The organism is Flavobacterium sp. AK-301, assembly GCF_058310215.1.
On record NZ_JBZEES010000003.1, the window covers coordinates 135,943 to 152,016 of the forward strand.

Annotated in this window: 9 protein-coding genes; 8 read left to right on the forward strand and 1 reads right to left on the reverse strand. The window is 34.6% G+C overall.

The window, feature by feature from the left end; all coding sequences use genetic code 11:
• The first annotated feature begins 812 nt into the window (after positions 1–812).
• The 8 genes from AC4FQX_RS06505 (at position 813) to AC4FQX_RS06540 (ending at position 15,175) form a co-directional block, all read left to right on the forward strand.
• Entirely contained in the window at positions 813–4,001 is a 3,189-nt protein-coding gene (locus AC4FQX_RS06505) for a SusC/RagA family TonB-linked outer membrane protein (protein WP_491166869.1), read from the forward strand.
• Positions 4,002–4,019: 18 nt separating this feature from the next.
• Positions 4,020–5,438, forward strand: a complete 1,419-nt coding sequence (locus AC4FQX_RS06510) for a SusD/RagB family nutrient-binding outer membrane lipoprotein (protein WP_491166870.1) — start codon at positions 4,020–4,022, stop codon at positions 5,436–5,438.
• A gap of 434 nt (positions 5,439–5,872) precedes the next feature.
• The gene (locus tag AC4FQX_RS06515; RefSeq protein ID WP_491166871.1) at positions 5,873–7,957 is read left to right on the forward strand and encodes a phage tail-like protein; all 2,085 of its coding nucleotides are present in this window, start codon (positions 5,873–5,875) and stop codon (positions 7,955–7,957) included.
• Positions 7,958–8,256: 299 nt separating this feature from the next.
• Entirely contained in the window at positions 8,257–10,509 is a 2,253-nt protein-coding gene (locus AC4FQX_RS06520) for a TonB-dependent receptor (RefSeq protein ID WP_491166872.1), read from the forward strand.
• Between the two features lie 241 nt (positions 10,510–10,750).
• Positions 10,751–11,179 carry a thioredoxin family protein gene (locus AC4FQX_RS06525; RefSeq protein WP_491166873.1) on the forward strand — a complete coding sequence of 143 codons (429 nt, stop codon included), beginning with the start codon at positions 10,751–10,753 and terminating at the stop codon, positions 11,177–11,179.
• A 78-nt stretch (positions 11,180–11,257) separates the two neighbouring features.
• Entirely contained in the window at positions 11,258–11,911 is a 654-nt protein-coding gene (locus tag AC4FQX_RS06530) for a metal-dependent transcriptional regulator (RefSeq protein ID WP_491166874.1), read from the forward strand.
• Between the two features lie 17 nt (positions 11,912–11,928).
• Positions 11,929–13,809: an Nramp family divalent metal transporter gene (locus tag AC4FQX_RS06535; protein WP_491166875.1), complete on the forward strand. Its 1,881-nt coding sequence runs from the start codon at positions 11,929–11,931 to the stop codon at positions 13,807–13,809.
• Between the two features lie 433 nt (positions 13,810–14,242).
• Positions 14,243–15,175 (forward strand): hypothetical protein, encoded by a 933-nt coding sequence (locus AC4FQX_RS06540; protein ID WP_491166876.1) that lies wholly within the window; start codon positions 14,243–14,245, stop codon positions 15,173–15,175.
• A gap of 771 nt (positions 15,176–15,946) precedes the next feature.
• On the opposite strand, the gene AC4FQX_RS06545 is transcribed toward AC4FQX_RS06540, so the two are convergent.
• A complete protein-coding gene (locus AC4FQX_RS06545) occupies positions 15,947–16,066 on the reverse strand; it encodes a FeoB-associated Cys-rich membrane protein (RefSeq protein ID WP_491166877.1) in 120 nt (39 codons plus the stop codon).
• Positions 16,067–16,074 lie beyond the last annotated feature (8 nt).

Consider the following 16,074-nt stretch of genomic DNA (forward strand, 5'->3'; position numbering starts at 1 on the left):
TTTTTTTTGACTTTAGGATTATTCATTGCTAAATCTGTATGAAACACTAACTTTTCAATCCATTTTATGCATTATTCGCAGTTTTTAAATCTCTGTAAATTGCTCATTAACACAACATTATGATTTTTTCATAATGAAAATAGAAAAAGCGAAAAAAAATTATGAAAAAAAGAGAAACAGAAGTGTTTTTTTATCGAAAAAAAGTATTTTCTGAAAGATTTTTACTGTTAACATCTCTCTAAAGTCTATTTAAAAAATCAAAAAACAACAAGTTATGTAGAATTATTATAAATAGTTTCGATCCTTTAAATGTTTTTTATGATGGTAAAAAAGAAGATAGTATTATAAAATGAGTTTGGCACTTTATTTTTTAGATAAGATTTATTTTTGAAAATAGGGTAAATGTTAAATTTTAAGATTTTATTTGGTCAGTTCAAAATTAGTTCAGAAGTTTGCCAAATCTAAAAATAGAAGAAATGAAATTTAATACTTGTAGTACGTGTACAATGATGTGGAAAAATTCCGTGGAGGACACTATTGCCTGATTTTAATTTTTTTAAAATAAATAGTAAAAGCCTCTGCCAACGCAGAGGCTTTTTTGTTTTTAAATAATAACATAAAATAAGATGAATATTTCGAAATCAAATTTGGTAATTAATGCTATGGTAATGTGCTGTCTATGCCTTTTATTTTGCTGTTGCCAAAAGCGAACGATTTAACTCTTAGTTTATTCTAACTCTTAAAGTCCTTTTGGTAAATATTCCAAAAGGACTTTTTTATTTTTATTAACCTCAAAAATAATCCTATCCACAATGCAGAAAGAATACATAAAACAAAACAAATTAATGGGGAAAACGCTATTTGCAGTTTTTCTTCTGTTTGCCGGAACAACAATACAGGCACAACATATTATAAAAGGGGGGGTCTATGATAATCAGAATTTCCCTGTTCCATGGGTCAACGTGGTTGTTAAAACAATAGCTACGACTACTACGTCAACGGATATGGATGGTAAGTTCTCTCTTGAGATACCTCAGGGACTGCCGATTAAATTGGTTTTTAGTCAGCTGGGATTTAAAACTCAGGAAATAGAAGTTTCAGATCCGAATAAACCCATTAAAGTGACTTTAATCGAAAATATAAGTGTTCTTGACGAGGTAGTTGTTACCGCACTGGGTATTTCCAGAGAGAAAAAGTCTCTGGGTTATACCACACAAGATATTAAAGGAGATGCTTTGACTCGTAGTGGAGAGACTAACGTGGTTAATTCTATGGCAGGGCGTGTTGCCGGAGTGCGTATTACTAATTCTCAGGGAGATATGGGGTCTTCTCGTATTGTGATTCGAGGGGAAACTTCCATTGCAGGGAATAATCAGCCGTTATTTATTGTGGACGGAATTCCTCTGGATAACTCTCAGCTCAATTCCGGAGGGGCTACACGTGATTTCAGAAATGCGATCGCCGATCTTAATCCGGAAGATATAGAGTCCGTAAATATGCTGAAAGGACCCAATGCAGCTGCTTTATATGGTTCCAGAGCGGCACATGGTGTAATACTGATTACCACTAAATCAGGGAAAGGACAAAAAGGACTGGGTGTATCTTTAAATATTGGTACACACGTATCTACCGTGACTACATTACCAAAATTTCAGAATGTATTTGGACAAGGTATCAACGGAGAATTTAGTTATGTAGACGGTAAAGGTGGTGGGATTAATGATGGTGTCGATGAAAGTTGGGGACCTAGAATGGACGGACAACTGATCCCTCAATTCAATTCTGATGGGAAAGCAGTTCCTTTTGTGGCACATCCTGATAATGTAAAAGACTTTTTTCAAACCGGATTTACATTTGACAGAGCTCTTTCAATAGCAGGTTCTGATGAGAAATATAATTTCAGATTAGGGATTAATAATCAGAATCAGAAAGGGGTTGTACCCAATACTGAAATTGACAAGACCAATTTTACAATCAATACGAATTATCATGTTAATGATAACATTACCATTGGGACAACGGCAAATTATATTGTTACTGATGTGCCTAATTTACCGGGTGGTCCTCTGGGTCAGCGTGCTGCCGGTGTAATGTTACAGTTCCTGTGGTTTGGTCGTCAGGTAGATATGGATGCATTAAGAAATAATAGAGAGATTAACTGGAATAACAGTTATTACAGCAATCCATATTGGAGAGCCTATTATAATACTACCTCACAAAAACGAAATCGCCTGATCGGAGATGTACATCTGGAAGCTAAGATTATTGAAGATCTTATCTTTAATTTTAAGGTAGGAACAGATTATTATAATGATCGCAGAAAATATCAAATCAAATACGGAACAAACGGAACTCCTTTTGGTTCTTATGCTGAGGATGCTTATACGGTTTCCGAAACTAATACAGAAGGAATTCTGAGATATAAAAAACAACTGTCGACTGATTTCAATTTAGAAGCACTGGGAGGTTTTAATATTATGAACAGTTCCTCAGAGAACAATTATCAGAAGGCGCCAAGGCTGGCAATACCGGATTTGTATACTCTTTTAAATTCAAGAGATCCGTTAGTTTCCACTAATACACTAAAGAAAAAGAGAATATACAGTTTATACAGTTCAGCAGTTTTAGGATATAAAAACTATGCCTTTATAAATGTAACTGCCCGAAATGATTGGTCTTCTACTTTACACCGCAATAATCGTTCTTATTTTTATCCTTCAATCAGTGGAAGTTTAGTGTTAAGCGATGCTTTGGATATTAAGAATGATGTACTGGACTTTTTAAAATTACGCGGAGGCTGGTCTGAAGTAGGTAACGATACTGATCCGTATAATCTGGAAACGGTGTATGATCTGCAACCTCAGTTTGAGGGAAATCCGATTCAGACTTCTTCTACCATAAAACTAAGTCCGGATTTACGTCCTGAAACGACTCGTTCTACTGAGGTTGGTTTTGAACTGGGACTGTGGCGTAATAGAGTGCATCTTGATGTTGCGTATTATAATACTAATAGTTTCAATCAGATCATTGACATTAATACTTCTTCTACAAGTGGTTATTTAAAACAGATTGTCAATGCGGGAAAACTGAATAATAAAGGAATAGAGGTACAATTAAATCTTATTCCGTTAGAAGTTAATAATTTCAAATGGGATATTGGTCTGAATTATTCAAAGAACATCAGTAAACTGGAAAAACTGGATGATGCGGGTAATCTGCAAAATTATACTCTGGCGACTTCCGGAGGAGTAAGTGTACTGGCATCCGTAGGACAACGATATGGAGCATTATACGGAAGAGCCTATCTGAGAGACGGTAACGGAAGTATTGTTGTAGATGCAAATGGTTTGCCACTGGCGGATCCCGTAAATAAAGTGTTAGGTCATTTTACACCGGACTGGGTAGGGGGTATTACTAATTCTTTCAGTTATAAAAATGTGAATTTATCCTTTCTGATTGATGCCAGCATTGGCGGAAGCATTTATTCCGGAACCAACAGAACAGGTGATTATACCGGTGTATTAAAACAGACTCTGATTGGACGTGATGCAGCACACGGAGGACTGGCTTATTATAATGATCCGTCCGGTTCAAAAGTATTGTTAGCGGGTAATGCAGCTCCAAATAATGAGAATGTTTATAATGACGGAATAATCTTTAACGGAGTAAATGCGGATGGAACTTCAAACACAAAAGTGGTTAGTGCGCAACAGTATTATAAAGGACTTTATAATATTGATGAGGCTTATGTATATAGTGCTTCCTATATTAAGTTTCGTGAGATCACTTTAGGATATTCATTCAGTAAAAACTGGATTAGTAAAGTAGGTTTAAGTGATGCCAGTATATCCGTAGTAGGGCGCAATTTATTCTTTATTTATAAAAAAGTACCAAATATTGATCCGGAAACAGCTTTTAATACCGGAAACGGTCAGGGGATTGAGAGTCTTTCTCTACCAAGCGTAAGAACAATTGGCTTTAATCTGAACCTTAAATTTTAACCTTAAAAAGAAGACATCATGTTAAAAAAAATAACTCCTTTCATTCTTATAGTCGCTTTTATCTTCAGTTCATGTGATAATGAACTGGATAATGTAAATCGGAATCCTAATGCATCAACCATTCCTCTTCCGCAGTTTCTGCTTACCGGGATCTTAAAACAGGGAGCTGATTTGTACTGGGGATCTGAAAATAATTATAGTTCTACTATGCTTTTTGTACAATACTGGGCAGCTATACAGTATCCTGAACGAGACCGATATCAAGTGTCAAACACCTCTTTTACCACTTTGTGGGATAAAGGATATACAACGCTTATAACAGATTTGAATGCGATTCTGAATCTTCCGTCTACGCAGGCAAATGATAATTATAAAGGGGTAGCTCTTACTTTACGTTCCTGGACTTTCTTACTGTTAACAGATGCTTATGGCGATATACCTTATAGTCAGGCAGGGAAGAATATAACCCCGGTTTATGATCCACAAAGAGAAGTTTATTTAGGCTTACTGGCAGATTTAGAAGATGCCCAATCCTTACTGGATACTAAAGGAGATAAAATAGCAGGAGATGTTGTGTATAACGGAGATATTACCAAATGGAAAAAACTGGTAAATTCTTTTCGTTTACGTATTGCATTACGAATAGCAGATCGTGAACCAGCTTTGGCAAAACAGGCAGTAATAGCTGCAACAACTGATCCTGCAGGGCTGATAAACAGTAATAGTGATATATTTCAGTTTATCTATACCAGTTCACCACAACAGAATCCGATTGCAGCGACATTTGAAACACGTGACGATTATCGTGTTTCTAAAACACTGGTAGATAAACTCAGCGAATTATCCGATGCTCGTTTAGCGGTGTTTGCTCAGTTGCCCGGAGATAATTCAGTGCAGACTTATACCGGTTTGCCTAATGCGATAGAAAACCCAAGTGCAGTTGGTTTTGCAAGAACCTCTAAACCGGGAGTTTATTTTCTCAGATCTGTATCTCCTGCCGTGATTTATAGTTATTCAGAAATAGTATTCAATTTAGCTGAAGCAGCAGCTCGGGGATTTATCAGTGATGACGCAGAACAGTTGTATGAAAATGCAATAAGAGCTTCCTTTAATCAGTTTGGAGTTACCGATGTGACTGTTATTACCAATTATTTAAACAATCGGAAAGTAAAATATGATTCGTCCAATTTTAGAAAATCAATAGGTGAACAAAAATGGATTGCATTATATGGTCAGGGGTTAGATGCTTTTACTGAATGGAGACGTTTGGGTTTTCCTGAACTGACAGCCGGACCAGCAAGCGTGCTGAACGGAAAATTACCTGTTCGTTTTTTCTATCCGGGTACAGAACAATCTTTAAATGGTAATAATTATATGACTGCTGTACAAAATCAGGGATCAGATATAGTAACTACAAAACTCTGGTTTATGAGATAAGAAAATTATAAAACTCTATACTATATTAAGGAGAGTCTAAAAAGAAAAATTTATCCTTTTTGAGAATTGCTTAAAGAAAAAATTCTCCTAAGATATCTGAATAAAAAAGAGGCTGTCAGTACTTTTAGATGGCCTCTTTTTATTTCTATATTGCCGTGATGTTATTTAGGGTTTTATTAACATTTAAAAAGCTATTAAATCAGTAAATTCGCGCCCTTAATTTTTAACAATTCACATTAATCAGATGTTTATATTTACTATTTCGTAAATAAACTAATGTTTATATGTATTAAATGGATATAGTGTTATTTGTTATTTTATAATTTTTAACACTATTTTTTTTGTAAAATTAACCTTAATAATTTGTTAGTATAGTGAAGATATTTGACGTTAGAATGAAATTGCTTTTAGGGATAGTTTTTATTGGAAATCTTATGTATTCTCAAACAGGTATTGGGGTCAGAATACCAAATCAATCTGCTCAGTTAGAAATAGCAGCAAAAGACAGAGGTGTGTTAATTCCTCAGATACAGTTAAACAGTATAACAGATCGGATAACTATTGCTAATGGTAATGTCGAAAGTTTACTGGTTTATAATACTGCTACTAATGCAGAAGTAATACCGGGGTATTATTACTGGCATGATAATAAGTGGCTGAAGGTTGTTAATTCGGATGATTTAGGTTCTGTTTCCGGTAAAAATACAGTAAACGAATCGTTGAAGCAGAATGGTGTTAATTTAGAATTGAAAGATAGTGACGGAAATATAGTTTCCATTCCGCTTTCAGAAATTCAGAAATCGGAAACGATAACAACATTAGTGTTTGATGATACGCATCATAAGCTAGTTTATAATAATGAAACAAAAACTCTGGTTGATATTCCTCTTCCGGAACCCTGGCAGATACAGGGAACTACAAAAAAAGCAACAAATAATACTCAGAATATCTATCAGTTAGGATCAGTGGCGGTTGGAACCGATAAAGCAAGACCGGGAGTGTCATTAGAAATTAAAGGAGCCATCAGGGGAATGGGTTCCGATACTGATTCAGTTATAGGTTTGAATTCGAGAGCTTTTGGTCAAAATACAGAAGCTTTGGCAGAAAACAGTTCAGCCTGGGGAACTAATATAACAGCACCATCTCTTTTAGAAACGGCTTTTGGTCAAAATAATGCTATTATTTCTGCTAATGCTATTAAGTGGATTCCTACAGATGCTTTATTGCAGATTGGGAATGGTACTGATGTAGTGAACAAGAGTAATGCCCTGACTATACTGAAGAATGGAAATACAGGTATCGGGATGACAGGTACAGAAGAAGCTGCAAAACCAACGGAACGATTGCATATTGGTTCCGGTAATCTGAAAATAGATGATATCAACAAAAATATTGGTAAACCAACAGACAGAATTGTTGTGGCAGATAATTTGGGTGTTCTGAAAACAGTTGAAAGACAGGCTTCTTCTACAGGGTCCGGACCATGGCAGGTACAAGGAGGAGTTGTTCCGGCAGTTAGTAATCTTGAAAGTATTTATCAGACAGGAGCTGTAGCGATAGGGGCTAATACTGCTCAGCCAGGAGTTGGGTTCTCCGTGGAAGGAACCGTTAGAATGGGTCAGGGATACTCTCAGAGTATAGCTCCTCCGGGCATATTTTCAGTGGCTTTTGGTACCAGAAATGCAGCTTCGGGTGTATATTCAACAGCCTTTGGAACAGATAATGTTGTTGTAGGAAGTAATTCTTTTACCTGGGGAGCTAATAATAATGTTTCCGGAGCTGACGCAACTGCTTTTGGAAAAGTAAATACTGTTTCCGGATCCGCTGCGCTTGCTTTTGGTGAACAAAATCAAGCAACAGGAGAATATGCAACTGTTTGGGGGTGGGAAAATAAAGCAACAGCAGATAATGCAACATCCTGGGGAAGAAAAACAATAGCATCGTCTTATCTGGAAACGGTTTTTGGAGCAAATAATGCAATTACTACAGGAAACATTACAGATTGGGTGTTGAGCGATCCTTTATTACAGGTAGGAAATGGAGACCCTAATTCAGCCACAGATAAAAAAAATGCTCTGACTATTTTAAAAGATGGCTGGGTGGGAATCGGATATCATCAGAAATCCGATGCAGGTGATGAAAAACTACGTGTAGACGGAGCGATAAAAACAACTTCCCATTGCTATCCTGATTACGTTTTTCAGAACTATTTTGAAGGTACTTCCAATTTGAATGCAACATATAAATTTAAGAGTCTGTCGGAAATTAAAGAATTTGTTAAAATCCATAAACACCTTCCGGGTATACAAAAGGCAGACGAACTGGAAAAAGATAAAAACGGATATAGTTTTGATATTACAAAATTGTCAGTAAAAAATCTTGAAAAAATTGAAGAATTGTATTTATATTTAATTGAAGGACAGGAAGAGATGGAGAAACAAAAAGATCTGATCGAGAAACAACAGAATATAATAGAGAAAATAGAAGGCAGGTTAAAACATTTAGAGGAGAGTATTTAGGAATAATTTTATACTTGTTTTTAAAGAGTTACAAAAAAATCGGAGCAGAAATGTTCCGCTTTTTTTGTTTAAAATTATCACTGTAAGAAACAGTATTATAGAATATATTCTATTATTGTGGATTATTGTAAAAAAGTTTAAATCGATCTTTTTAAATTATAATTTGGTTTTTGACAATTGTATAAAAACACAAACATAGAATATGTTCTAATAAAACTTATAAATACAAAATAACCACTAAATTGTTTTTTAGTCTAGTCTAAATTTATATTTTTGCAAAACAAACTTAAAAAAGTGATATGAAAATAAAAATTACTATACTACTATTCCTTTTTTGTTGCGGATTCGTTTTTGCACAATCAGGAAGCATAAAAGGAAAGGTTACAATTCAGGGTGATGGTATTGAATATGCCTCTGTTCATCTTTCAGGACTTAATTTAAATACGCTTTCTGATGCAAAAGGGAATTATGAAATACAAAATATTCCTTTCGGTACCTATTCGTTAACGGTTAGTTATATGGGGTTTCAGACTTTTACAAAGAAAATAAATATAAAAGAATCCCTTCCGGTTATTTTAAATGTAAGGCTACAGGAAGATAATGGTGCATTAGATGAAGTAGTGATTACAGGAACCATGCGACCGGTAAGTCGGTCGGAAAGTGCTGTTCCGGTAGAAGTTTTTGCACCTGCCTATTTCCAGAAAAATCCGACACCCAGTCTTTTTGAGGCAGTCGGAATGATTAATGGTGTACAGCCACAGATCAACTGTAATGTCTGTAATACCGGAGATATTCATATTAACGGAATGGAAGGTCCTTATACAATGATCCTGATTGACGGTATGCCTATTGTAAGTTCTCTTTCTTCTGTATATGGTTTAAGCGGAATTCCCAATAGTCTGATCGAACGTGTTGAGGTGGTAAAAGGACCCGCTTCTTCTTTATACGGATCAGAAGCCATGGGAGGGATCATTAATGTTATTACAAAAAATCCACTAAGTGCTCCGCTGGTCAGCTTTGATGTTTTTGGGACGAACTGGCAGGAGTACAGCGTGGATGCTTCAGTGAAATTTAGAGTAAAAAAAGCAACCAGTCTGCTGGGTTTGAATTATTTTAATTATCAGCATCCGGTGGATAAGAATAACGATAATTTTACAGATGTTACTCTTCAGAATCGTATCTCTGTTTTTAATAAATGGAATTTTGACAGAGAAAATTCCCGAGTAGCCAGTATTGCTGCCCGATATGTTTATGAAGACCGCTGGGGAGGAGAAATGAATTTTAGACCAAAGCTCAGAGGAAGTGATGAAGTGTATGGAGAAAGTATTTATACTGCAAGGGCAGAGTTAATAGGAATGTATCAGTTGCCTGTGTCAGAAAAGATATACACACAATTCTCCTATAATTTCCATGATCAGAACTCCTGGTATGGCGATACCCCTTATATGGCAAAACAACAAGTTGCTTTTGGACAGATGTATTGGGATAAAGAGCTGACAGAGAAACATAATTTATTATTGGGAGCTACTTTCAGATATACTTATTATGATGACAATACGCCCGGAACAGCTTCTGCGGACGGAATGAAGAACCGACCGACTCATACTCCGTTACCGGGTCTTTTTATTCAGGACGAATGGAGGATTAATGATAAGAATACTGTACTGGCAGGTTATCGTTTTGACCATGATAAAAATCATGGAAGTATTCATTCTCCAAGAATTGCCTATAAACTGTCACCAAACTCTAATAACACAATCAGAGCCAGTTTCGGAACAGGATTCAGAGTGGTAAATCTATTTACAGAAGATCATGCTGCTTTAACCGGTTCCAGAACAATAGAAATTAAAAACGCCTTAGATCCTGAAAAATCATATAATGGAAATCTAAATTACACCTTAAAAGTACCTACGGATAATTTTATTATAGGACTGGATGTAACCGGATTCTATTCTTATTTCACGAATAAGATTGTAGGTGATTTTGATACCGATCCCACAAAGATTATTTATGACAACCTGGAAGGTCATGCTGTTTCACAGGGTATTTCTTTAAACACGGATTTTTCATTTAATTTTCCGTTAAAAATAATGCTGGGAGGAACCTATATGGATGTTTTTACAAAAGAGACGAATGATGAAGGTATAAAAATAAGAACACAACAGCTTCATGCACCAAAATGGTCCGGTAATTTTCTGGCAAGTTATACCTTTCCAAAACAGTTTGTACTGGATTTTACCGGAACCTGGACCGGTCCGATGCGTTTACCGATTCTTCCAAAGGATTATCGTCCGGAATATTCACCATGGTTTACCATTGCAAACATACAGCTTACTAAGAAGTTTGATAATGGATTTGAAATTTACGGAGGAGTGAAGAATATATTCGATTTTGTGCCAAAGTATGCTCTTATAAGAGCCTTTGATCCATTTGATAAAGAAGTAAATGATCCGGTTAATAATCCAAACGGATATGTATTTGATACGACCTATAATTATGCACAGATGCAGGGAGCAAGAGGGTTTTTAGGAGTGCGATATACTGTTTTTTGATATACGATATTTTAGAAGAAAGAATCAAGAGGTAAGAATCAAGAGACAAAGAAGCAGAGGTTCAAAGAGGTAGAAATGTAAAAAGTAAAATAGAAGAAGAATGAGAGTCTTTCGTAGTAAAAAGAAAAACAGATATATCAGCGTAAGATAAAAACCTCTGCGTCTTAGCAATAAAAACTATCAATTATCAACTATTAACTATCAACTATATTTGAACAGTCAACTAAAAATAATTATCATAATGTTGCTTACAACAACGATGTATTCACAGGAAAAAGAAGTGAAGTATGTTTCCTTTGAGCAGTTAGAGGACAGTATGCGTATTGCTCCTAAGCCGATACTGATAAAGTTAGCAACAGACTGGTGTGCGATTTGTAAACTTCAGGATCGGCAGATGCTAAAAGATCCGGAGTTACTGAAAGTATTAACAGAAAAATATTATTTAGTAGAACTGAACGCTGAAACAAAGGAAACAATAGTATTTAATAGAAAGAAATATAATTATATCCCAAACGGGATTTCCAGTGGAATCCATGAACTGGCATTTATGCTGGGGAATCAGAAAGGACAGATGTCATATCCTACCTGGGTAATTATAGATCAGAGTTACAATATCATATTCCGATACGGAGGATTAATAAAAAGTGATATTTTAAAAAAATTACAGTAAATTTAGTATTGGCTAAAAAATAATTTCATCAGACTTAAGATAAGGTCATATTTTTGATCTGAAAAAGAATAGAACATAATGACACATTCCGAAGAAAACTATTTAAAGGAGATATTTCATCTTTCTTTAAATTTAGATAAAGAAGTGAATACTAATGCAATCGCACACAGAATGGAGAGCAAAGCCTCTTCTGTTACGGATATGCTTCGAAAACTGGCAGAGAAAGAATTGGTTAATTATGTAAAATATCAGGGTGTATCTCTAACTGAAAAAGGAAGAGAAGCCGCAATGATGGTCGTTCGTAAACACAGGCTTTGGGAAGTTTTCTTAGTCGAGAAATTAGGATTCAATTGGGATGAGGTACATGATATAGCGGAACAGCTGGAGCATATAAAATCAGCTAATCTGATTGATAAACTGGATACTTTTCTGGGATATCCGAAAGAAGATCCGCATGGAGATCCTATTCCGGACAGACAGGGAAACTTCTATGTTCAGGACAAAATATTATTGTCTGAAGTATATATGGGTTCAACGGTTCTTTTAGTAGGAGTAAAAGACTCTTCAAAAGAATTTTTACAATATTTAGACAAACAATCCCTTTCATTGGGAACCCATATAAGAGTGCTACATAAAGAAATATTTGATAATTCAGTTCAGATCGAGATGAGTTCCGGCGAAAGAGTATTATCTGATAAAACAGCTTCCAATCTTTATGTAAAGAAGCTATAGCGAATAGAAGATAAATTATGAAAAAAGGTAATTCATTAGAAGAAGTACACGAATCTGTTTCAGTAGGGCAAAATATGTCTGTGTGGAAAAAGATAGCTGCTTTTTTTGGTCCAGCATATCTGATTAGTGTCGGATATATGGATCCCGGAAACTGGGCAACTGATATTGCAGGAGGAAGCCAGTTTGGGTATCAGCTGATTTGGGTATTATTGATGTCCAATATTATGGCATTATTACTTCAGAGTTTAAGTGCCCGACTAGGGATTGTTCGTAGGAGAGACTTGGCACAAGCTTCAAGGGAAACCTATTCCAAAGGAATAAATTATATTCTGTACGGATTAGCCGAAATAGCGATTGCTGCCTGTGATCTTGCTGAGGTACTGGGAATGGCGATTGGTTTACAACTGCTGTTTGATATTCCGTTATTTTGGGGAGTCTGCATTACTATGTTAGATACCTTTTTGTTGCTTTTTCTAATCAACAAAGGAATAAAAAAAATGGAAGCCTTTATCATTGCCTTAATTGCGATTATCGGATTATCTTTTTTGGTTGAAATGTTTCTTGCAAAACCGGATATGGGAGAAATGGTAAAAGGACTGATCCCGTCCGCTTTGAACGAGACCGCTTTGTATATTGCAATCGGTATTATAGGAGCAACCGTAATGCCACACAACTTATATTTACATTCCTCATTAGTACAAACCCGTAAATTTGACCGTACTGTTAAAGGAATAAAACAGGCTATCCGTTATAATTTTATGGATTCCTTTATTGCCCTGAATATGGCTTTCTTTGTCAATGCTGCTATTATGATTCTGGCAGCAGCAACATTTTATAAACACGGAATGTTTGAAATTGCAGAAATACAGGATGCCCATAAAATGTTAGAGCCTTTACTGGGAACCAGTTGGGCTTCCATATTGTTTGCTCTTGCTTTGATCGCAGCAGGACAGAGCTCGACCATTACAGGAACTCTGGCAGGTCAGATTGTTATGGAAGGATATCTGAATTTAAGAATACAGCCCTGGGTGCGTCGTATTATTACCCGATTAATAGCTATTGTTCCTGCTTTTCTTACCATTGCATATTTTGGAGAAGGAGCAACCGGAAAGCTATTGCTGCTAAGCCAGGTTATACTGAGTTTACAATTAGGGTTTGCTATCGTTCCGTTAATTCATTTTGTAAGTGATAAAGAAAAAATGGAAGGTTTCGCCATTGGAAGAATTACTAAAATAGCTTCATGGATTGTTGCACTTACCATTGTTGCCTTGAATGCAAAACTAGTTTATGATGAGATACATAACTGGCTTACCACATCAGAAGAACCGATTTATATCTGGGTTTTTGTAGTTCCGTTAGCTGTTGGAGCATCGGTTTTGCTATTATATATTATTTTCAAGCCATTTGTGGAGAAAAGAATGTCAGAAACTCGATTAGGACTACATATAGATAAGATTGTTATTGAAGAATCAGAAAGACCTATTATCTATTCCAATATTGCAATAGCTTTGGATTTCTCTACAACAGACAGTAAAAGTATCAGCAGTGCCTTACAGTTGGGAGGAAAAAAAGCACATTATACCTTAATACATATCGTTGAAACAGTAGGGGCAATGGTCTATGGTGATCAGATCCAGGATCATGAAACTTTCAGTGATAAAGAATATCTTGAAAAGTATAAAACTGGTTTAGAAGATAAAGGATATCAGGTAACCGTGTTTCTTGAATTTGGAAGCCCTAAAAAAGGAATTTCGGATATTGTCAACAGAGGGAATTATGATATACTGATTTTAGGAGCACACGGACATCACTGGTTTAAAGACCTTGTTCTGGGAACAACCGTAGATGCCGTAAGACACCGTGTAAATATTCCGTTGTTGATTGTTAAAGAAAAGTAGTATTGAGATATTAATATACGATTTACGATATTTTAGAAGAAAGAATCAAGAAGGAAGAGATTTACGATATTAGAAATAATATAACTGATTCAAAATCTAATAAACATTCTGTTATCAAAGGTTCGTATTTATAGTTTTTCTAAATAAGATTTTTAAATAATTTGCTACAATAGTTTCCGGAATATTATAAAAGAATATTGCTTTAAGTGAGGGCAAGTGAGGGTTATTATTTGTAAAATATTTATTATCAGTTAATTGTTTTTTGAAATCAGACTAAAGGTGAGGAGTTTTTTTTCGAATAAAAGTATGTTGAATTATTAACTTTGCAGAGAAATAAATTGGCAGTCAAAGATATAATCTGATGATAACCTAATTATTGTATTTAAGAATGTATCTTTGTGCTAGAATTGTTATTGAATATAAAAAATAAGATATGTCTTATAATAAAATAAAGTTAGAAACTATGATAAAATCGGATAAAAAAGCTAAAATAAGATATAATAGTTATGCTATTGATATAGAAGTAATCCAAACTTTTTTTATAGCAAAAAGTTTAGATCACTTCATTATTATGAAACATAAATTACTTTTTTTTATATACCTATTATTGGTTTCGCCTTATTTGTTTTCACAAGTTGGAATTAATACAAGAGATCCGAAAGCTTCTTTAGATGTTAATGGAGATTTACTTTTAAGAGGTGAATTAAAGTTAGGAGATGTTGATGCTATAGGAAATAATGGAGATTTTTTAATTTCCAGAGGAGTTGGAAAACAACCTGAATGGATTGGTGTAAATATTCCTGTAGTTGCTCCCGGAGTAGAACAATTAACTGCTTCACTTTCTTTCTCAGATAAATTAGGTGTTGTTCTATCTAAAGGAGCTAGTAAACGGACATATGAAGAAAATGAAGATATAAATTCCGTTCCCACAGGAGATCTAAATGCTGTCTGGACTGTTTTTAAAGGTCTAACTAACAATTTAGTTATAAAAAAGCCAAAAAATAAAGTTAATATAGTTTTGCAAACGATGAGTCATCTTAGTACCAATATGGCATCTGAGAGTACTAAAACTCCTAATTTCACTTTTGCTATTGGAGTTTTTATTAATGATAAACTTAAAGCTGTAAGGCCGTATTCAATAACAGGGGGTGGGAGTAAATTTGAAACTGTAACTTTAATTTTTACCTTGGTTAATTTAGATGTAGGATCGCATACAGTTAAAGTAGCGGCTATTCCAAGATTAAAAGAATCTGAGTATTTGGGGGTACTATCTATTGGAAGTCCCAATCCTGATTCCACCAATCTTTCCGAATTTATTGCTCAATCTTCTCTTAAATTAGATGTTCTAGAAGTTCTAAATGAATAAATTAAAGTATTCACAATAAAGAATTTAATTCCTTTTATACATACTTAATTAATAGAAGTGATTTAAACTTTTTTTCATAGAATTTTTTTAAAGCAATTATCATGAAAGCCAAATAATTAAAGCCCAGCCAGCTTGTTATAGAAGTATCAAACCTATTTAACTATGAACCGAAAACTATCTAGCCAGCATTCGTTGTTTTGCGTTTCTTTCTGACTTGATAACCAACCTTTTCTAACTGATAGTCAATTTGTCTACAATAAATTAAAAGGTAAGCATGCAATAAACAAAAAAGAAGTGGCGGTCGATGATTATGATGCTTTAAATGTAATAGATTATCCTTATGATAGTAATCAATGTAGTGTAATTATAGCATTTGGAGGTTTTTATATGTCTCATACTCTTTATCCTAGCTAATATACATTTGCCATAGGATTTAATTTATTTTTTAGATTAAAAACTGCCCGACTATTTCCCGACAAAGATACAAGTAAAAGACTTAATTAAATACACCTATACTTTTAGCACAAATGTTAATAAAATAATATAGATTTCTGTTTTATAGGTGTTTAACATTAAAAAAAGCGCTATAATTAAAATTATATTAGATTTACGATATTTCATCTACGATTTATCCTGCAAAGGTCTTTTTATAGTTTATATACGATTTACGATATTAGATATCATAAACTGATTTTGTAGTCAACCTATATCAGGGACGTACAATACGATAAAGTTGAGAACTATCAATTAATAACTAACTATCAACTCAAATCACCCACATCCACAATTATCACTACCGCATTTAGAGTCTTTCTTTTTCCATAAGAATTTACGGATTAAGAAAGCTATTGCGATCAGTAAAGCAGCACCTGCTAAAATTTCCTGTATCATAATAATTT

Coding starts and splice junctions, on each gene's coding strand:
- AC4FQX_RS06505 (WP_491166869.1), top strand. CDS start 813: ATGCAGAAAGAATACATAAAACAAAACAAATTAATGGGGAAAACGCTA.
- AC4FQX_RS06510 (WP_491166870.1), top strand. CDS start 4,020: ATGTTAAAAAAAATAACTCCTTTCATTCTTATAGTCGCTTTTATCTTC.
- AC4FQX_RS06515 (WP_491166871.1), top strand. CDS start 5,873: ATGTATTCTCAAACAGGTATTGGGGTCAGAATACCAAATCAATCTGCT.
- AC4FQX_RS06520 (WP_491166872.1), top strand. CDS start 8,257: ATGAAAATAAAAATTACTATACTACTATTCCTTTTTTGTTGCGGATTC.
- AC4FQX_RS06525 (WP_491166873.1), top strand. CDS start 10,751: ATGTTGCTTACAACAACGATGTATTCACAGGAAAAAGAAGTGAAGTAT.
- AC4FQX_RS06530 (WP_491166874.1), top strand. CDS start 11,258: ATGACACATTCCGAAGAAAACTATTTAAAGGAGATATTTCATCTTTCT.
- AC4FQX_RS06535 (WP_491166875.1), top strand. CDS start 11,929: ATGAAAAAAGGTAATTCATTAGAAGAAGTACACGAATCTGTTTCAGTA.
- AC4FQX_RS06540 (WP_491166876.1), top strand. CDS start 14,243: ATGTCTTATAATAAAATAAAGTTAGAAACTATGATAAAATCGGATAAA.
- AC4FQX_RS06545 (WP_491166877.1), bottom strand. CDS start 16,066: ATGATACAGGAAATTTTAGCAGGTGCTGCTTTACTGATCGCAATAGCT.